Raw genomic sequence first — 19,164 nt, 5'->3', positions numbered from 1 at the left:
AGGGAACTCATTTGGAGTTCCCTTTTTCCTTAATGCGGCAATGCACGTTTTTGTTTACGGTGCTCTCGTCTTGCTGGCCCAGTTTCAAATAAACGCTTCTCTTCATCTGTTTCAGGATAGATTGAGGGAACTGGTACGGGTTTCCCTTCCTCATTTACTGCAACCATCGTGACAAATGATTCTGTCGTTAATTTTTCCTCGCCAGTCTCAATATTGCGAGAAACAACGCGAACATAAACCTCCATTGAAGAACGTCCTGTAGACGAAACAATACTCTCGATTTCAAGAATATCTCCTACATGTGCAGCGGATAAAAAATCAACCGAGTCAATAGAAGCTGTCACTACAAGGCCTTTCGCATGTTTCATTGCTGTAATAGCAGCAATTTCATCAATATAAGCTAACACTCTTCCACCGAAAATAGAATTGTGATTATTTGTGTCTGGGGGTAATACGAGACGCGATTGAACCGTACGTGATTGGCTCATGGGTACAGCGTTGTTTGGCATAATTCTTGCAACTTCCCTTCTCATGTTGTTCTTTCGTCATCGTATCGCAGAAAAAGAGCTGATGCAAATTTAGAACGATTTTTTCATCGAAATAAATTTCATATCAGTCATTTCTTCTATAGCCCACTTAATTCCTTCACGTCCATAACCACTCATCTTTACTCCACCATATGGCATGTTATCTACTCGGAATGTCGGAATATCATTAATAATGACAGCACCAGCCTGTAATTCATCTGCTGCATATAAAGCATCTGTCAATATATTCGTGTAAATACCTGCATTTAGGCCAAGGTCCGACTCATTTACAAGTCGAATTGCGTCGTCTAATGTTTCATATGAAACAATTGAGACGATTGGTGCGAATGTTTCCTGACAAACAATTTTCATATCAGCTGACACATTCGTCATAACTGTTGGCGTTAAAGTACGTTCAGTAAATACGCCTCCAGTTGCAATCATAGCCCCCTGTTCTTGTGCCTCCTCAATCCATTCCCTAATACGTTCCACTTCATTTGGATTTATCATGGCACTAACATCTGTTGTCTTCTCTAATGGATCTCCTACTATAAGCTTTTCTGTTTCTGCAACAAATGCTTTAGTAAATTCATCAATAATGGAGGAATGCACATATATACGTTGTAACGAAATGCATACTTGTCCAGCAAAGTTAAAAGCACCGCTTACACAACGACTGATAATTTTATTTATTGGCGTAGATGGTTCGACAATTACTGCAGCATTAGAACCCAGCTCTAAAGTTACTTTACGTAAGCCTACTTTTTCTTTAATCTTCAAACCAACCTTACCACTACCTGTAAAGGTTACTTTTTTGACATATGGATGTGTGACAAGCGTATCACTAAGCTCACCCCCACTTCCTGTCACAATTTGTAATGCCCCATCGGGTAATCCTGCATCTCGGAAAATTTCTGCCATAACGATAGCACTTAGTGGCGTTTGTGTTGCTGGCTTTAATACAACTGTATTGCCCACTGCAAACGCTGGGCCTAACTTGTGTGCCACTAAATTGAACGGAAAATTAAATGGCGTAATGGCTGATATTACACCTAAAGGTTCTCTTTTTGTCCAGCCTATTCGATCTCCTGCTCCAGGGGCTGCATCCATTGGAACCGTCTCACCTTTTGCCTGTTTAGCTCCTTCAGCTGCAAATTGATAGGTTGCGATTGTACGGTCAATTTCAGCTAAACCTGCAACAATAGGTTTTCCAGCCTCTAAGGCTAAAATCTCTGCAAGTTCTTCTTTTCTTTGTCGCATTATATCAACGACTTTATATAATATTTCGGCACGTTCGTAGGCTGTTGTCTTTTTAAACGATTGGAATGCCTGCTGCGCACCTTCGATAGCTTTCTCTACATCTTGAATAGATGCTTTAGCTACATGAGCAATAACCTCACCGCTATATGGAGAAGCTAGCTCATAGCTTTCCTCTGCATCATGCCACTGACCATTAATCCAAAGTTTTGTATCCTTCATCCTTCAAATGCACCTCCAAATAATCATGTTCTTCTTTATTCTATCACGAAGAACTTGAACTAGACGCAATGGCAGCTGCACTAACCGCTGCAATCATTGCTGCTTGCTGTGCTTGGATTAATAGCTCAATAGAAGACATAATGGTCATGGACAAAGACTTTTGTACCTTTGCCATATCATAAATAGCAAATTGTACAGCCATAAAGAGCACAAATTCACGATGCCACTTTAATAACTTCATGTCTTTTAATTCATGGTATAAATCAATCAACCCTTGAAGTTGTGCTTTATCCAGATTAAGTATGGCTAAAAAGCCAAGTAAAGGATAATGCATAGCCTTGACTTTAACGTTTTGCTTTTTGAGCCCATCACGAAGGGTTACAACATCGGGTACTAGCTGACCATCAAATTTGGGTGATAAAAATGTTAATACCTGTGAAAGCCATTGGAGTTCATTGCCAGCATTAAAATTAGATGTTCTTAGTTCTTTATAGTATCGATTCATGGTATCCGCGCGCAATTCAACATCATCAGATGGACTGCTTAATAATATGGCATAAGGAATGTCCTCATATGAGGTTAAAAATGGATGATGTTTACGTATAGCATCAAATAAGACTCTTGCCGCCTGTGCATGCGTCTTTTTATCCTGTTCATCCTCCGTCAAGAATTGTGCTCCAATATAGCTAAAATTGCCGCTTCTGAATTTCGCTTCCTTTAAGATGCTCACATTCGTAAGTAAATTCTTCACTGCCTTTTCTGCATCATCTTGCTCCATGAGGTTGGCAGCAATACTATATCCAACGGTTGTCCGTAAAGGAGACAGCCATGAAGATTGCTTCTTCATCTCTAGTAAAACATTTTTATACTTCGTTGCATCAAAAGTTTTTCCTGAGGCTACAAATGTACTAGCAATAGCTAATACAATTTTACGGTCCACCGTCCAGCCTGCAGCCTTTGATACCTCCTCTACTGTATTGGCAAATTCATTTTCAATCATCACATAATCCATATTTATCACACTCCTTTACCCGTTTTACGTAAAATAATGTGAGAAAGATTCACCCTCTTTGTAACAATTAACATAAAAAGTAAACATAATTTAATGTATGTTACTTACTTTATTTGATTTAATAGAAAATATTAACAACCTATGAAGGAGGTATGGCCGATGTTAGCAAAAACCACAAAGAAACTATTATTTACCATGACCTTAAAGGATCGATTAAATCTATTCCTTTTCCTAAAAAATTCATCCAATAATATCGCTTTACATACTCTTTTCCATAAAAATTAATATCAAAACACTTGAACACCCAAAATCAATATTCATCATTCCTATAAGAAAAGAGTCATGTGTCCTAAAGCCTCCCTTTCCATACAATAACTTTTCTACTTCCAGATAAAAAAACAGCGGCAGAAAAACTTTGCCGCTGTACAGATAACTTGTTAAATTAACCCTAGCTCTTGCAGTTCTTCAGAGTTGAAGGCTCTTGACCTTGTTAGGAAACGTTTTCCTTCTACGCCCTCGAGTGAAAACATGCCGCCTCTGCCGTCCACCACATCCAATATGATTTGTGTATGCTTCCAGTAATCATATTGATTTTTGTGCATATAGAAAGGGGCACCACCCACTACACCAAGGCACACATCCTGATCTCCTATTAGCAAATCCCCTTCTGGATAACACATTGGTGAGGAGCCATCACAGCATCCGCCTGATTGATGAAACATAACGGGCCCATGTTTCTCTTTTAATAGATCGATTAGTGCTAGCGCTTCTTCCGTAGCTAATACACGTTCAACCACGCTCATGCACCTCCCTACGAATTAGAAGAAACCAAGTTTGTTTTCGCTATAGCTAACTAATAAGTTTTTCGTTTGTTGGTAATGCGCTAACATCATTTTATGATTTTCACGACCAACACCCGACATTTTGTAGCCACCGAATGCAGCATGTGCAGGATATGCGTGGTAACAGTTTGTCCAAACACGACCAGCTTGAATTTCACGACCGAAGCGATATGCCGTATTTATATCTCTCGTCCAAACACCTGATCCTAAACCATATAATGTATCATTCGCAATTTCCAATGCTTCCTCTTTCGTTTTAAATGTCGTGACAGCAACTACTGGTCCAAAAATTTCTTCTTGGAATATACGCATTTTATTATGTCCTTTGAAAACAGTTGGTTTAATGTAGTAGCCATTTTCGAAGCCTTCACCTACATTATTTTTGTCTCCTCCAATTAGACATTCTGCACCTTCTTGCTTACCAATATCTAAATAAGAAAGAATTTTTTCCATTTGTTCACTAGATGCCTGTGCACCCATCATTGTGTTTGGATCAAGTGGGTTGCCAACTTTAATGGCTTCTACTCGCTGTAATACGCGCTCCATAAATTTATCGTAAATAGATTCCTGAATCAGTGCACGTGAAGGACAAGTACATACTTCCCCTTGATTTAGAGCGAATAGCACAAAGCCTTCAACAGCTTTATCTAAAAAGGCATCATCTTTATCCATAATATCTTCAAAGAAAATGTTTGGCGACTTACCACCCAGTTCTAATGTTACTGGAATAAGATTTTGAGAAGCGTATTGCATAATTAAACGCCCTGTTGTTGTCTCACCTGTAAAGGCAATCTTACCAATGCGTGGATTTGATGCAAGCGGTTTCCCTGCTTCTAAGCCGAATCCATTCACAACATTAATGACACCTGGTGGTAGTAAATCTTCTATTAATTCTAAAAGCACCATAATAGATGCTGGTGTTTGTTCTGCAGGTTTTAATACGACACAGTTTCCAGCTGCAAGTGCTGGCGCAAGCTTCCATACAGCCATTAATAACGGGAAGTTCCAAGGTATAATTTGGCCAACTACGCCAATTGGCTCGTGGAAATGATAAGCAACTGTATCGTTATCTATTTGGCTTACTGAGCCCTCTTGAGCACGTAATACCCCAGCAAAATAACGAAAATGATCAATTGCAAGAGGGATGTCTGCATTTAATGTTTCGCGTACCGCTTTACCGTTATCCCATGTTTCAGCAACGGCTAGCTTTTCTAAATTTTGCTCGATACGGTCCGCAATTTTAAGTAAAATGTTTGCACGTTCTGTTGGTGATGTTTTACCCCATGCTTCCTTAGCAGCATGTGCCGCATCTAATGCATGTTCAATATCCTCAGCTGTGGAACGTGCTATTTGTGTAAAAACTTGTCCAGTAACAGGAGTAACGTTATCAAAGTATTGACCCTTCACTGGGGGTGTCCATTCGCCACCGATATAATTATCATATTTCTCTTTGAATTGAACTACCGATCCTTCAGTGTTTGGAAATGCATAAACCATTTTACTTCTCCCCTTTACACAATTTAATGAGAACTATCTACAAAAAACGTTATTTTATATCGGAATAACAATATTTTCATAGAAACCCTCTCACCTAATATATTGTCAGAAACATAAAATAATTTCAACTTTTTCAAAAACTTTTCCAACTAATTTATTTTTGCTAGAAAAGCTTCTAGCATTCACTGTATGTGCGACGTTAAGGTATACTTAAAAATAATATAAAATATAGGAGAACAATATGCGTATTAATAAATATTTAAGTGAAACAGGCATCATATCTCGTCGTGGTGCTGATAAATGGATAGCAGAAGGAAAGGTAACAATTAACGGAGAACTGGCGACGGTTGGTAGTCAAGTTGAAACAGGAGACATTGTTTGCGTGGATGGAAAAGAGGTAAAGAAAGAACAACAGCTTGTTTACATTGCTCTAAATAAACCTGTCGGCATTACAAGTACGACAGAGCGTCATATAAAAGGCAATGTTGTTGATTTTGTCAATCATCCTCTACGTATTTTTCATATCGGGCGTCTTGATAAGGAATCAGAGGGGCTATTATTATTAACGAATGATGGTGATATCGTCAATAAAATTCTACGTGCTGAAAATCATCATGAAAAAGAATACATTGTTCAAGTTGATAAGCCTATAACTGCGCAATTCATCCAAAAAATGGGTGCAGGTGTCGATATTTTAGATACAACAACCTTACCATGCCATGTGGAAAAGATTTCAGATAAAGTATTTAAAATCATTTTAGAGCAAGGCTTAAACCGCCAAATTCGTCGAATGTGCTCAGCACTAGGGTATTCCGTTAAGCGTCTACAACGCATTCGTATTATGAATATTAAGCTTGGTAATTTAAAGGTAGGGCAATGGCGTGATTTAACGGAGAAGGAACGAACAGAACTATTCAAACTACTCAATTACACACCAAAATAGATACATCCAAAGGGAGGGACGAGGACTATGATATCCATTCAAAGCACAGAACAACTAACAGGGGTACGAATTAGCGCGGATTATTGGGATTTAGATGAACTAATTAATGCTATTTATAAAGTAACTGGTGACGAAAATAAATACTATGATTATCAGGGTCCTCGACTACGTATTTTAAGCGTTTGCTATAAACTAAGACATGCTATGCTTGGTGAGCATCACCTAGAGTTTGTTAGTAATGGACTTAATAAGAGTGTTCTAACACAACATGAACTCATCTTTCCAAATAAGAATGTCTATTTTTCAACAGAAATTCTTTGGCCAGAAATTATCTTTAGTGCAATCGCATTAAATGATTTTATTGAACTGCACCAAAAATTAAACAATGCTTCTATATGGAATCATGAGATAGCTATTATACGTAAATTTCAAGCGGCTATTGCTGAATGTTTAGAGCAGGAGGTAAGTGACGAAGATTATGTTGTGTTTTTAAGAATGTTACATGCTAAAAACCCCTTAACTTTCCGTTTTGCAACACAGTACGTGGATATTCTAAATCTAGAGTATATTGAATTAAGTAAAGAGGAACGTCAGGCACATTTAGCTGCATTTGCTGTGCGATTAATGGTAGAGGACCATGAATATGTAGCATTAAAATCCCAACTGATGGAAGCAGCTATTGCAACGAAACAAGCATTACATGATATTCAAATTCAACTTAATTATCCTGAAGAAATACTGTGGTGAACGAATCATGCCGTCTCAAAATAATTGAGACGGCTGTTTTTCTATTCAATTGTTTTGTAGGCCATTTTATAAATAATTTCCTTGTGCTGAGGATAATCTGCTAAAAGCTCTTCTTGTGTGAACAATTCAAAGTCCTCAAAGTCAAAGCCTGGCGCCACCATACATCCGACTAAACTAAACGTCTCAGATTCCTCCACCGACGAGCCGAAAATTGTATGCTTTGGTACTGCAAGCTGAGGGACTTCCCCCGCTTCTATATTCAAGCCAAGCTTCTTCGCTTCATATGTCCCATCTGGGAAAATCATATGAACTGTTAGTGGGCTTCCTGCGTGATAATACCATAGCTCGTCCGATTGTAGACGATGTAAATGTGAAATATCCTGTGAGCGCAGAAGGAAATATATACTAGTATAAATCGGTCTCTGTACATCTCTCACTGCTATATCGTCCGATGCACGAAACGATGAAATGTAATAGCCCCCTTCAGGATGTTCGGCTAACTTTAAATGTTCAATAAAATATTGTGCTGAATACTTCAAAAAGCATCACTCCTTTTTTCAACCTTACCAAAAAGTAAAGTGGAAATGCTACCTCTGATTTTCTTTCAACATATAAGCCGAAAAGGACATCTCAACATGAGATGTCCTACCATTTTTATAACCCGCCTAAATAAGCTGCCTTTACTTGCTCGCTCTCTTGTAGCTCTTTTGCTGAACCAGATAAAACAATACGCCCTGTTTCAAGTACATATGCACGGTTAGCGACAGATAATGCCATATTAGCATTTTGCTCTACAAGTAATACGGTTGTTCCTTCTTTATTAACCTGCTCAATAATATTGAAGATATTTTTCACCATCAACGGTGCAAGACCCATCGAAGGTTCATCCATTAATAACAGTTTTGGTTTTGCCATTAAGGCGCGCCCCATCGCCAGCATCTGCTGTTCCCCACCAGACAATGTACCTGACTGCTGTTTTCGGCGCTCTAATAATCGTGGAAATAACTCGAAAACATGATCCATATCTTTCTTAATACCTGCTTTATCATTACGCAGATACGCACCAAGCTCTAAGTTTTCCTCAACTGACATATTGGCAAAAACACGGCGTCCTTCTGGAACGTGAGAAATCCCTGATTTAACAATAGTCTGTGCCGCTTTCCCAGCTATCGAAAAGCCTTCGTATTCAATAATGCCACCTTTTGGCTTTAATAAACCTGACAATGTCTTTAAGAGCGTACTTTTTCCAGCACCATTTGCACCGATTAAAGTTACAATTTCACCCTCGTTTACTTCTAAAGAGAGGCCCTTTAATGCTTGGATGTTGCCATAAAAAACATCGATATTTTGTACTTTTAGCATTAGCCGATAACCTCCTCACCAAGGTACGCTTCTATTACCTTTGGATTGTTGCGAATTTCTTCTGGTGTCCCGTCAGCGATTAATTGTCCGTGATCAAGTACGTAAATGCGCTCACAAATACCCATAACTAAGCTCATATCATGCTCAATCAGCAATATTGTTAAGCCGAACTCTTTACGAATAAATGCAATTAGCTCCATTAAATCGTGAGTTTCTTGTGGGTTCATCCCTGCTGCTGGTTCATCCAATAGAAGCAGTTTGGGATTTGCTGCTAACGCACGAGCAATCTCTAAACGACGTTGCATCCCGTATGGCAAATTCTTAGCTAGCTCATCTTTATAGACATCTAAGCCAAAGATTTTTAAGAACTCAATGGACTGTTGCTCCATTTCGGCCTCTCCTTTGAAATGCGTAGGTAAACGAAAAATAGAAGCCCACATAGAATGCTTTGCAAGTGAATGATTGGCTACCTTTACATTGTCAAGAACAGATAGCTCTTTAAATAATCGAATATTTTGGAACGTACGGCTGATCCCTTTCTGTGTAACCTGATAGGGTGCAAGTCCATTCAATTTCAGACCATTAAAAGTAATTGTACCTTCCGTAGGTGTATATACCCCTGTTAACATATTAAAGCTAGTTGTTTTCCCAGCTCCGTTTGGCCCAATAAGTCCTACCAACTCGCCTTGGTTAAGGTACATATTAACACCCTGTACTGCCTTTAAACCACCGAATTGAATACCCATATTTTCAACATTGATAAGAAGGTTTCCAGTCATTATTTCGTACCTCCCTTTTTACCAAACTTAAATAATTGTGTTATCTCTTTCGTTCCCATTAAGCCTGTTGGACGATAAAGCATCACGATAATTAATACTAAACTGTAAATAATCATACGCGTTTCTGGGAAGTTTGCTAGATAAGTAGACACGACTGTTAGGAAAATCGCAGCAATCACTGAACCAGAAAGACTTCCTAAACCACCAAGTACAACGTAAATTAAAATATCAAATGATTTTAAGAAACCGAATGTTGTCGGTTGAATAATGTAAAAGTTATGTGCAAAAATGGCTCCTGCTAGACCTGCGAAGAAAGACCCAATCGCAAATGCAACAACTTTATAGTAAGTTGTGTTAATACCCATCGCATCTGCTGCTATTTCATCTTCTCGAATGGAAATACAAGCACGCCCATGACGAGAATTTGTAAAGTTTGAGATAACTAGAATCGTTAACACTACGCCAAAGAATGCGTATGTCCAGTTCGATAAATATTTAACCTGCATCCCTGCTGCGCCACCAACATAATCCGTATTTAAAAAGATAATACGAATGATCTCTGCAAATCCAAGTGTAGCAATCGCTAAGTAATCCCCTTTTAAACGAAGCGTTGGAATCCCTACGATTAAACCAGCAACTGCTGCTGCAGCAGCCCCTAATATGATGGCCAATGGGAATGGTAACATTAACTTTGTTGTAATAATTGCGGATACATATGCTCCAACTGCAAGGAACCCAGCATGCCCAATTGAAAACTGTCCAGTAACACCAATAACAATATGCAAGCTGACAGCCAACATGATGTTAATACACATTGTGATCAACATATTTTTATAGTACAAATCAATTACTTCTGTTGTAATCAACAATTGTACAACTGCATAGATGACTAGCGCTATTACGGCATAGCCCCAGAAAACTTTAGACTTTTTCATAAAACCGCTCACCTACACTTTCTCACGGGCGTTTTTACCAAAGATACCCGATGGTCTGAAGATTAAGATTAAAATTAAAATAACGAATGCCGCAGCATCACGCCATAACGAGAAGCCAAGTGCACTTACTAAGGACTCTACAACACCTAGTAACATACCACCAACCATAGCGCCTGGGATGATACCAATACCACCAAGAACAGCTGCGATAAATGCTTTAACCCCAGGAATAACCCCCATTAACGGGTCAATTTTTGTATAATAAACCCCAAAGATAACACCTGCTGCACCAGCTAAAGCTGAACCAATCGCAAACGTTGCAGAGATTGTATTGTCAACGTTAATACCCATTAAGCGAGCTGCATCTGCATCGTGGGAAACGGCACGCATCGCTTTACCGATTTTTGTTTTATGTACGATGAATTGTAAAAGAATCATCAGTACAACTGCGACTGATAAAATTAAGATGGAAGTACTGCTGATTTGAACGCCAAAAATATCTAATGATTTATTTTTGAAAACTTCAGGATATGCTGCTGGTTGTGCACCTCTGAAGAAAATTGTTGTATATTCAATTAATAGCGATACACCTATCGCTGTAATTAAAGCTGCGATACGTGTCGCATTTCGTAAACGTTTATAGGCAATACGTTCAATTAATACACCAAAAATTGCACAAACTAACATCGCCAATAATAATGCTGGGAAGAAACCAAGCTCCCATTTAGCAATAGCGTAAAAGCCAATAAATGACCCAATCATGAAGACATCACCATGAGCAAAGTTAATCAGCTTGATAATACCGTATACCATCGTATACCCTAACGCTATTAACGCGTAGATACTTCCAAGTGAAATACCGTTCACAAGTTGCTGTATCCATTCCATGCGCATTCACTCCTTTAAATTTTCTGAAAATTGAAAAATAAGTACATAGATCGATACTAAAAGTTATGTTTTGCTCTACGATTCTAGTTATCTAACACACAAAAAAGGAAGGCGTGTTTACCCGCCTCCCCCTTGCTTACAAAACATTAAGGATTAACTTTAGAGTTGAACACTTGTTTACCGTCTTTAAATTCAAGAACTGTTGCTGTTTTAATTGGGTTATGATTTTCGTCAACTGAGAAAGTACCTGTTACTAAAGAAAGATCTTTTGTTGCAGCTAATTCATTTTTAATTGCTTCCCCATCTGTAGAGCCTGCACGTTTAATTGCATCAGCAATGTAGTAAATTGTGTCATAACCAAGTGCGTTGAATGCGTCAGGCGCTTTGTCACCATTTGCCGCTTTAAATGCCTTTACGAAATCTTGAATTTTTTGATCTGGGTCTTCAGCAGAATAGTGGTTTGTGATGAATGTGTTATTCAATGCATCCGCGCCAGCTAATTCAATTAAAGTTGGAGAATCCCAACCATCAGCACCCATCAGAGGTACATCAATGCCCATTTCGCGTGCTTGTTTAACAATCAAACCTACTTCTTCATAATATCCAGGGATAAAGATAAAGTCAGGATTTGCCGCTTTAATATTTGTTAATTGTGTACGGAAATCTGTATCCTTCGCTACATAAGCTTCTTCTTTTACAACTTTTCCGCCACTCTTCGTAATCGTTTCTTTAAAGGATTTTGCTAAACCTTTTGCATAGTCTGATGCATTATCTGCAAAAATAGCTACATTTTTCGCATCTAGCTCACCTGAAGCAAAATTAGCTGCTACAATCCCCTGGAATGGGTCAATAAAGCATGTACGGAAAGCATATTCATTAACACTGCCATCCTCATTTACCGTGATATTCGGTGCTGTACCAGAACCCGTAACAATAGGAATTTTATTATCATTTGCAATTTGAACAGTAGCTACTGTATTACCTGAAGTTGCAGGTGCTAGCATTGCTACTACTTTATCCTGCGTTGCTAGTTTAATAGCAGCTGAAGTTGCTTCAGAGTTCTCTGATTTATTATCTACTTTAATCAGTTCAATTTTCTTACCATCAATACCGCCAGCATCATTAATTTCTTTTACAGCCAGTTCTGCACCTAGCCCAATAGAGGAACCATAAGATGCTACATTCCCTGAAAGCTCTAAGTTGGCACCGATTTTAATTGTATCGCCATCAGATGAACCTCCGCCTGATGATGAGCCTCCGCCAGAACTTGAATCGTCTCCGTTACCGCAACCAGCAAGAACACCAGCAAGTAATGAAGATGCTACTAAAAGTGAACCGAACTTCTTAAGCTTTTTGCTCTCTCTCATAATTAAATTCCCCCTGAAAATTTCTCAAATATTAGATATTTCTGATAATTATAAACAATTAAATTCATTTACTCAATAGCCAAAATAATTATTTATAACTATCTAAAAACAAAAGAAAATATTATTCATATAAGCCTTTTTCATTGTAAAACATTCTTTATATTTAGTCTAGAGTGATTTTTCAGTATAATTAGTTATTTATGAATTATCTTTTAATTCAAACTATAGACTAGTACAAAACTATCAGATGAAATTGTTTTTTCAACATAAAGTCTGCTTAATTTATAGAACCTCTTCCTCTATTACAATTATTTCCCTGAAAATAATCAAAAGAAAACGAATAACTAATTGCTTATATCTGTACTGCTAACAGGAAAAAGCTTAGAGTGGGTTTCCCCATACTCTAAGCTTTTTTTAATTCAAAGACACAAAGGCGCTCATTAATATTTGTTTCATTTTCTAAATGCACTTCATGAAGCAACTCAAATGGTGTTCCATGATGTAAAAATTGTAAATAATCGTAAGGCGGATAATATAAAATTATATGAATATCTCGCATTCGCTGCTCATAGGATTTCCAAATATTGTGAATGACTGTGCGAAAAATATGGATTGAAAAAGGATTAAAAAAGAAAAACACATTATCACGTGACTTTATTTCATATGATTCGGCTATTGTATGAATAAACTTAATAGGGGCATGTGCTCTCATTTTTTGAAGATAACTACGTTTATTTTCTTCAGCCTCCGTATAAAACCCTGCATCCATTTCTATCCCAATGGTTGGTATATGGAACTTATGGTGCACATAAATAGGAACTCGCCCTTTCCCGCACCCCATATCAATAAATACTGGATTGTCAGGCATCTGATACGCAGCGAATAATTGCTCCAATCCTCTGTAGGGTGTTGGTTCATAACGATGATAGTGTGCAAGCTTAGGAAAGCCATATTGCTCTCCCACCGTGTTTATATGCAAATGTTTATCAAATTGCTGTTCATTCATATGAAAGGACTCCTCAGAAAAGAATGCTTTATTTTAACACGATAAAAAGCAAAAACCATACCCAAAGATATTGGATATGGTTATTTTCTAACGACCTCTACGTTTAAATTTAACAACAAAGAGAAGTGCAAGAAGGAGTAGCACCAGGCATGTAATGGCTGTAAACATTGTATTTTTATCAATAACAGGCTCGTGATTCGCAGCTTCACTATTCGCACCAGGCATTCCCATTGGGGCTCCATTTCCATCAGGAGGTTGCATTTGTTCTCCATTTTGTCCATTTCTCGGACCCTCGCCCTCTCTATTAAAAGGTGGGCTCTTTGATGGATCAAAGTCCTCTGGTAGCTGACTTGGATCAAAATCATCTGGCATCCAATCCATTTCACCATTTTCACTTGGTATTGGCATACCCATATTGCCCTGAGAAGACGTAGATGCTTCCACAACAAGCTCCCCAGACAGTTGCTTTAATATAGATTCTGAGCGCTGTTTGGCAAATTCCGGCAAGCTATTTTCACCTTCAACTGCTTCTAAAAACTGCTCCGTAGTAGAGAATTTGGTTGGATCCGCCTCCACATAAGTAGTTAATAAGACAGCTAATTTTTTAGTAATGGATTGCACATACTCTTCTGTTAAATAAGTTGTCGCTAGTTCTTCTAAATAACCTTCATACTTGTCACGATATTCATCATTCGAAAGCAATGCCTTCAAGAGTGGCCGCTCCTCTAATGTTGTGCCAGAAACAGGTGTTGTCACACTAAAATTAATAGCACTATCATTTATTAGATTGCCCGACATGCCCATTCCCATGTCAACGCCGCCACCTCGTTGTTGCTGCATACCCCCATCGCCAGTTTGATCGGGTTGTCCATTGTTTTGTGCCACTGGTTTTTCCATATTAGTAGTAACGTCAGCTTGATTTTCACCGTTTCCTCCTGCTATTCTACCGCCTCCAGCCCCAAAGCCACCAAAGGACATGTTGTAATCCCAAGGAATAATAGAAAACACACCGTTCTGTTCATATAAATAATAGTTATGTTTCATATTCCCTTGATAACTATCTAAATTCACAAGTGCTGTGTTGACGGCAAAATAACGTAACATTTCATCCACATCGATATACTTTTCTATGTCTCCACCATTATTAATTGCGTCTAGCATTTCAACTAATTTGGATTGATTAATAGTACCTTCATTTGTTTTTAATCCGATACCTGTATAGTCTTCGATATCGTCGCTAATATATTTTAAATCGCTGCCTGTCCCATCTGGCTTAAATAAAAAACCATCATTAGAGCCGTAATTATTAGCCAGGAATGTCTCATCCACAGCTTCTACCCCTAAGAACAAACCCCGCTCCTCACCATTCACTGTGACATACATATAGGAGTGTGCTGGTGTTGGTAAACCCATTTGCTCCATCAGTTCATAGGAGATATACTCTCTCATTAATGTAGAGTCACTATAATTATTGTTTAAATTTAATTTTTTTAAGCCATACAAGCTTTGTGTATCATCATAATAATCAAAATCGATTTTTAAGCTATAGCGATCTGAGTCACTATTGACAACCGATCGTAGTGATAGATTGCCCTTTGTACGAATAGCAACATTCTCAACTTTCTTGCCGTTTACTGTAATATCTGCTTGTTTTAATTCTTCAGCAGAAGCATTTTCGAGCATGTCAGCCCAATCTTCCTCAGCAATTTCAATATCAACTGTTGTTACTTTATTTTTATTAAATACTATATTCTCATAGGAGAACTCAGAATTTTTCGTTTCAATGCCTACATTCGGAAGTACAGCATATATCACGACAAAGAGAAGGAGTAAAATCACCATGCATAGATAGACAATTCGTGTTTTAATCATAGCCGTCACCTCTCATCGTAGTTCTATTTGTTAATGAGGTCATTACGCTGTGAAATTCCCATCATAGCTCAGCATAATGGCTGATTTTACACCAGCTACCTTTGTTAGTTCATCCATCAATTTTGCATCATTTTGTTTTACACGAATTTCATAAGTTGTTTCGATTTCATTCTGTTGCATAATGGATTTCGATTTGAGAGCGAATTTTTTTGTTTGCGCAGCAATAATTCTCTCAATTTCAGCATTAGCCAATTCCTCTTCAAACTTTACAATTAGTAAATACGGATTTTCTACCGTTATTTTATTAACGAATATTAGCAATACAAGTCCGATTAAAATAGCACCAATAATCACTAAAGGAATAAAGCCAGCACCACATAAAATACCTGAAACAATTGCCCAGAAAATATAGACTAAATCCATGGGATCCTTAATAGGTGTACGGAAACGTACAATAGATAAAGCACCAACCATACCAAGTGACAGCAGAACATTTGAACTGATTCCCATAATCACTAGTGCTGTTGCCATTGTCATTATAAGTAGTGAGATATTGAATGAATGTGAGTAAATGACTCCATTAAAGGTCTTCTTATAAACAGCATAAATGAAAAGCCCAATAAAAAACGCTACTACTAAACCAATAATTGAATCGATTAATGAAAACGAGGTTGTTTTTTCTAAAAAGTTAGATTTAAAAATATCACTAAATTTAATTGTATCCATTGTTCATTCTCCTTTATTATTAGCCGTACATACGACTAAGTTGATATTTTGAATAGGCCTCAGCACGAGTATCCACTGACTGTAGTAAATATTTGATGATGTCTGGTAGATATTCATCGTACTTTACCTCTAAAATAACAAGATTAGGCTCCAGCACATCGACCATAGGCAAGTTTTTATTAAACATATCCGTGTTGCGTAGACTCGATTGCACCTTACTATCAAATGTCACACGCACATTGCCAAACGGATAGATATAGGCTTCTCTCTCGTAATCCACTACCGTAGTAGGTCGCAACTGGTTGTAATTCATCTCATGATATAAATCTAGAATTAGCGCTCGGTCATCATTCTTCATCCAGGCTATCTCGCCAATACGTAGTTTTTCATACTCAGCTTGAGATATTGAACATTTTGTTTTAAAGGTCACATTGTTACGCTTACTCTTCCGCTCAAGATTAATAACATTATTAGACTTGCCGTATATGCGTACTCGATATTTATCTCGATTAATAAAGCCTTCTTTTTTCTCATTTAACACTTTATTGGCAAAATTATCGAAGTACGTACTACGAATTAAATATTTACCGTCTAAGCCAGCATGATGATCACGCTGCATAACATGCTGAAGCTTGGCTTTTAATAATGCATAATCTGGATAAGAGATCGCTTGCTTTATTTCTTGGCGACCATTTGGATTAAATGAAGTAACTATTGGCATTTCATCACTCTCCCTACTTGTATTAGTGTCAGACTGACTAACATTTAATGCTGCTCGTCCCTTTGTTCATTTCCCGTCTACATCGTTTACTATAAAGGGCTTTTGTGTCAGGCAGATGTCAGCTTTACAAATTCTTCAACTCTCTTTTACAAAACAAAGCAGATTTCTGGGAGACGGATTAAACCAACACTAAGAAGGCTACTACGCTCTTATAGCGTAGTAGCCTTTTGCAATACTAATTCAAAATGTGTTCCAGAGGGATTGCTTTCAATTAATCGCAAATCGCCCCCAACAGATTGGGCCATCATTTTACTAAGTGGTAATCCTAAACCCAAGCCACGAACAGTATATTTTTTATTTCCCCCTCTATAAAAGCGCTCAAAAATAAATGACTGATCCTCTAGAGGGATTCCATGTCCTGTATCCTTCACCATCACTGACAGAGCCTCGCCATGATCTATCAACCTCAAGGTTATTGTTCCTTTGTCCATCGCCTGTTTAGCATTGGTTAATAGGTTTGTAATGATCTGTTGGATACGAACAATATCTATCTGTACAAGCACAGGTTTTTCCAACAAATGTAAATGAACTTTTACATGTTCATCTTCCTGCATGACTTCCCACTGTGCCACCGCCTCTCGCAGTAGCTGATTAACATCTACTGACTCTATCTGCACAGGAACAGCATCGACAGCAAAATGGTTAAAGGCAAGTAAGTCACCAACCATTGTTTTCATTTTTGTCGTTTCGACCATAGCCATTTCAATGAATTCCATAGCATCCTGTCCCGTTACAACACCATCTCTTACAGCCTGTAATAAACCACTTATAGAGGTGACAGGTGTTTTCAATTCATGGGTGACACCTGCTAGTAATTCCGTTCGAGTTTTCTCCAGCTGTTCTAATTTATTTGCCATATTTTTAAAGGAGGAAACAAGCTCATAGATTTCCTTTTCCTTACTATATTGAGGCAAATCAATTGCATAATTGCCTTCCTGTACATGCTTGGCAGCCTCAGCTACTTGTTTAATGGGATAGGCCAAACGCTTTGACAGAAAGTAAATAGCGATCCAGCCTAATAATGCTAATGCTCCAATTAATATGGCAAGCTGTCCATATGCTTGGTTAACTCTTGTTAAATTCTCCTTCTTCTCCATCACCAGGGCCCAGCCCAATAACTCATGATTATTTTCTATCTTTCTTTTCACTACATATTCAGGTTCAAGTCCATCCTTTATTTCCTTAGTACCTTCTTTTCCATCTAACAAGCCAGCAACATTTTTAGCACTACCAGGTGGTACAGGACGGTTGCTAGTCAGTATATTTCCCTCTGTATCTACAACATACAAAATCGGATCGATCTCTTTCATATTAAAACGCTGACGATCCCCTATGAAACCTGGAATACCATTTATAGGTCCATTATTAGGATTTGTTGTATCCGTTAAACGATAGACCGTTTCGTCTGCTAAAAACTCCATTAATTCTAATCGATTTTCAAATGTTGTATGTCGAATCCACGCTGCTGAGATTAAAGATATAATAGCTAAGCCTATAAAAAGTGTCAGTAAATATCGGCTCGTCCAATATTGAAGTAAGGATATTCGCTTATTTTTTTTGAACACTTAGCTGATACCCCAATCCACGTAGTGTCTTTATTTCTCCTTCCGCTTCATCCCATTCTTTTAAAGCCTTCCTTAGCCTCTTTATAGCTAAATCTACAGCACGATCACTACCCTCATACTCCCATCCCCAAACTTGATCTATAAGCTGATCCCGGGTAAATGTTTGATTAGGGTGGTCAGCTAAAAACATGAGCACTGATAAATCTCTTGGCGTTAATACAATCTCTTCTCCACCCAAAAGCACTTTATGCGCTTTACAATCAATCACTAGAGACCCATACTGCTTACTAGTAGCTGAATCAGAACTACCTACAGCACGTCTTAAAACAGCCCTCACTCTTGCAACAACTTCATCTGCGATAAAAGGCTTGGCAATATAATCATCTGCCCCATGATCAAACCCCTCTAGACGGTAATTAACCTCACCTAATGCTGTTAACATGATAACTGGGCAAGTACTTCGTTCTCTTATTTCTTTTAAAATGGACCAACCATTTTTTTCTGGTAACATAATATCTAGCAACACTAGATCTGGCTTTGTTTCACGAAACATGACCAAGGCTTGACCACCATTAAAACATTGTGTCACACTATAACCCACTTTTTGTAAATATACCTTTAAAACCTGGCTTATTGGATATTCGTCCTCTATTACTAGAATGTTTGCCAAAGTCAATCACCTCGCTACTAGTTCACTCTTATATTCATTATAGCACTGGATTATGTCAGTTAAATGTCAGCCTATCCATTACCCATAAACTACTAGCACAGATTATATAGAGGACATCTATTGACAATGTCTTCCTCAGCCACTTATCATTGAGTGCGAATGATAA

At 38.0% G+C, this 19,164-nt stretch carries 19 protein-coding genes; 2 read left to right on the top strand and 17 right to left on the bottom strand.

Going from position 1 to position 19,164, the window contains the following annotated elements; translation table 11 throughout:
* Window positions 1-29: 29 nt before the first annotated feature.
* The 5 genes from B3D98_RS13190 to adh form a co-directional block, all read right to left on the bottom strand.
* Window positions 30-509: an acyl-CoA thioesterase gene (locus B3D98_RS13190; protein ID WP_004233566.1), complete on the bottom strand. Its 480-nt coding sequence runs from the start codon at window positions 507-509 to the stop codon at window positions 30-32.
* A 69-nt stretch (window positions 510-578) separates the two neighbouring features.
* Complete coding sequence (locus B3D98_RS13185; RefSeq protein ID WP_288583456.1) at window positions 579-2,006, bottom strand: aldehyde dehydrogenase family protein; 1,428 nt, start codon at window positions 2,004-2,006, stop codon at window positions 579-581.
* 43 nt (window positions 2,007-2,049) lie between these two features.
* Window positions 2,050-3,018: a DUF4003 family protein gene (locus B3D98_RS13180; RefSeq protein ID WP_288583454.1), complete on the bottom strand. Its 969-nt coding sequence runs from the start codon at window positions 3,016-3,018 to the stop codon at window positions 2,050-2,052.
* A 437-nt stretch (window positions 3,019-3,455) separates the two neighbouring features.
* The gene (locus B3D98_RS13175) at window positions 3,456-3,815 is read right to left on the bottom strand and encodes a DUF779 domain-containing protein (RefSeq protein ID WP_048395522.1); all 360 of its coding nucleotides are present in this window, start codon (window positions 3,813-3,815) and stop codon (window positions 3,456-3,458) included.
* A gap of 21 nt (window positions 3,816-3,836) precedes the next feature.
* Window positions 3,837-5,357: an aldehyde dehydrogenase gene (gene adh, locus B3D98_RS13170; RefSeq protein WP_257962050.1), complete on the bottom strand. Its 1,521-nt coding sequence runs from the start codon at window positions 5,355-5,357 to the stop codon at window positions 3,837-3,839.
* Between the two features lie 241 nt (window positions 5,358-5,598).
* On the opposite strand from adh, the gene rluF reads away from it, so the two are divergent.
* Together rluF and B3D98_RS13160 are read left to right on the top strand one after the other, a co-directional pair.
* Entirely contained in the window at window positions 5,599-6,300 is a 702-nt protein-coding gene (gene rluF / locus B3D98_RS13165) for a 23S rRNA pseudouridine(2604) synthase RluF (protein ID WP_048395521.1), read from the top strand.
* A 27-nt stretch (window positions 6,301-6,327) separates the two neighbouring features.
* Window positions 6,328-7,047 carry a DUF6904 family protein gene (locus B3D98_RS13160; RefSeq protein ID WP_288583450.1) on the top strand — a complete coding sequence of 240 codons (720 nt, stop codon included), beginning with the start codon at window positions 6,328-6,330 and terminating at the stop codon, window positions 7,045-7,047.
* Between the two features lie 41 nt (window positions 7,048-7,088).
* On the opposite strand, the gene B3D98_RS13155 is transcribed toward B3D98_RS13160, so the two are convergent.
* The 12 genes from B3D98_RS13155 to B3D98_RS13100 all read right to left on the bottom strand — a co-directional run bounded on the left by B3D98_RS13155 (window position 7,089) and on the right by B3D98_RS13100 (window position 18,998).
* Complete coding sequence (locus B3D98_RS13155) at window positions 7,089-7,586, bottom strand: cupin domain-containing protein (RefSeq protein WP_288583448.1); 498 nt, start codon at window positions 7,584-7,586, stop codon at window positions 7,089-7,091.
* Between the two features lie 115 nt (window positions 7,587-7,701).
* A complete protein-coding gene (locus B3D98_RS13150) occupies window positions 7,702-8,409 on the bottom strand; it encodes an ABC transporter ATP-binding protein (protein ID WP_048395515.1) in 708 nt (235 codons plus the stop codon).
* Entirely contained in the window at window positions 8,409-9,188 is a 780-nt protein-coding gene (locus tag B3D98_RS13145) for an ABC transporter ATP-binding protein (RefSeq protein WP_048395513.1), read from the bottom strand. Before B3D98_RS13145 ends, B3D98_RS13150 begins: the two co-directional genes overlap by 1 nt.
* Window positions 9,188-10,123, bottom strand: a complete 936-nt coding sequence (locus B3D98_RS13140) for a branched-chain amino acid ABC transporter permease (RefSeq protein ID WP_288583444.1) — start codon at window positions 10,121-10,123, stop codon at window positions 9,188-9,190. The genes B3D98_RS13145 and B3D98_RS13140 overlap by 1 nt, the downstream gene beginning before the upstream one ends.
* A 12-nt stretch (window positions 10,124-10,135) precedes the next feature.
* Window positions 10,136-11,011 (bottom strand): branched-chain amino acid ABC transporter permease, encoded by an 876-nt coding sequence (locus tag B3D98_RS13135; protein ID WP_016992164.1) that lies wholly within the window; start codon window positions 11,009-11,011, stop codon window positions 10,136-10,138.
* A 146-nt stretch (window positions 11,012-11,157) separates the two neighbouring features.
* Window positions 11,158-12,378 (bottom strand): ABC transporter substrate-binding protein, encoded by a 1,221-nt coding sequence (locus B3D98_RS13130; RefSeq protein WP_016992165.1) that lies wholly within the window; start codon window positions 12,376-12,378, stop codon window positions 11,158-11,160.
* Between the two features lie 403 nt (window positions 12,379-12,781).
* Window positions 12,782-13,384: a hypothetical protein gene (locus B3D98_RS13125; RefSeq protein ID WP_054548946.1), complete on the bottom strand. Its 603-nt coding sequence runs from the start codon at window positions 13,382-13,384 to the stop codon at window positions 12,782-12,784.
* Between the two features lie 87 nt (window positions 13,385-13,471).
* Complete coding sequence (locus B3D98_RS13120; protein WP_054548945.1) at window positions 13,472-15,256, bottom strand: CotH kinase family protein; 1,785 nt, start codon at window positions 15,254-15,256, stop codon at window positions 13,472-13,474.
* 42 nt (window positions 15,257-15,298) lie between these two features.
* Window positions 15,299-15,982 carry a DUF4956 domain-containing protein gene (locus tag B3D98_RS13115; RefSeq protein WP_004233537.1) on the bottom strand — a complete coding sequence of 228 codons (684 nt, stop codon included), beginning with the start codon at window positions 15,980-15,982 and terminating at the stop codon, window positions 15,299-15,301.
* 19 nt (window positions 15,983-16,001) lie between these two features.
* The gene (locus B3D98_RS13110; RefSeq protein WP_048395505.1) at window positions 16,002-16,703 is read right to left on the bottom strand and encodes a polyphosphate polymerase domain-containing protein; all 702 of its coding nucleotides are present in this window, start codon (window positions 16,701-16,703) and stop codon (window positions 16,002-16,004) included.
* A gap of 209 nt (window positions 16,704-16,912) precedes the next feature.
* Window positions 16,913-18,328, bottom strand: a complete 1,416-nt coding sequence (locus B3D98_RS13105; RefSeq protein WP_054548944.1) for a sensor histidine kinase — start codon at window positions 18,326-18,328, stop codon at window positions 16,913-16,915.
* Window positions 18,312-18,998, bottom strand: a complete 687-nt coding sequence (locus B3D98_RS13100; protein WP_048395501.1) for a response regulator transcription factor — start codon at window positions 18,996-18,998, stop codon at window positions 18,312-18,314. The genes B3D98_RS13105 and B3D98_RS13100 overlap by 17 nt, the downstream gene beginning before the upstream one ends.
* Window positions 18,999-19,164: the final 166 nt, after the last annotated feature.

The organism is Lysinibacillus sp. UBA5994, from assembly GCF_002429725.1.
Classification (GTDB): domain Bacteria; phylum Bacillota; class Bacilli; order Bacillales_A; family Planococcaceae; genus Lysinibacillus; species Lysinibacillus capsici.
This window is presented reverse-complemented; position numbering and strand designations above follow the sequence as displayed.

Excerpts from the sequence above, each read along its gene's own strand:
- B3D98_RS13130 (WP_016992165.1), bottom strand. The coding sequence starts at position 12,378 with ATGAGAGAGAGCAAAAAGCTTAAGAAGTTCGGTTCACTTTTAGTAGCA.
- B3D98_RS13150 (WP_048395515.1), bottom strand. The coding sequence starts at position 8,409 with ATGCTAAAAGTACAAAATATCGATGTTTTTTATGGCAACATCCAAGCA.
- B3D98_RS13120 (WP_054548945.1), bottom strand. The coding sequence starts at position 15,256 with ATGATTAAAACACGAATTGTCTATCTATGCATGGTGATTTTACTCCTT.
- B3D98_RS13180 (WP_288583454.1), bottom strand. The coding sequence starts at position 3,018 with ATGGATTATGTGATGATTGAAAATGAATTTGCCAATACAGTAGAGGAG.
- B3D98_RS13115 (WP_004233537.1), bottom strand. The coding sequence starts at position 15,982 with ATGGATACAATTAAATTTAGTGATATTTTTAAATCTAACTTTTTAGAA.
- B3D98_RS13110 (WP_048395505.1), bottom strand. The coding sequence starts at position 16,703 with ATGCCAATAGTTACTTCATTTAATCCAAATGGTCGCCAAGAAATAAAG.
- B3D98_RS13160 (WP_288583450.1), top strand. The coding sequence starts at position 6,328 with ATGATATCCATTCAAAGCACAGAACAACTAACAGGGGTACGAATTAGC.
- adh (WP_257962050.1), bottom strand. The coding sequence starts at position 5,357 with ATGGTTTATGCATTTCCAAACACTGAAGGATCGGTAGTTCAATTCAAA.
- B3D98_RS13190 (WP_004233566.1), bottom strand. The coding sequence starts at position 509 with ATGCCAAACAACGCTGTACCCATGAGCCAATCACGTACGGTTCAATCG.
- B3D98_RS13135 (WP_016992164.1), bottom strand. The coding sequence starts at position 11,011 with ATGGAATGGATACAGCAACTTGTGAACGGTATTTCACTTGGAAGTATC.
- rluF (WP_048395521.1), top strand. The coding sequence starts at position 5,599 with ATGCGTATTAATAAATATTTAAGTGAAACAGGCATCATATCTCGTCGT.
- B3D98_RS13125 (WP_054548946.1), bottom strand. The coding sequence starts at position 13,384 with ATGAATGAACAGCAATTTGATAAACATTTGCATATAAACACGGTGGGA.
- B3D98_RS13140 (WP_288583444.1), bottom strand. The coding sequence starts at position 10,123 with ATGAAAAAGTCTAAAGTTTTCTGGGGCTATGCCGTAATAGCGCTAGTC.
- B3D98_RS13185 (WP_288583456.1), bottom strand. The coding sequence starts at position 2,006 with ATGAAGGATACAAAACTTTGGATTAATGGTCAGTGGCATGATGCAGAG.
- B3D98_RS13145 (WP_048395513.1), bottom strand. The coding sequence starts at position 9,188 with ATGACTGGAAACCTTCTTATCAATGTTGAAAATATGGGTATTCAATTC.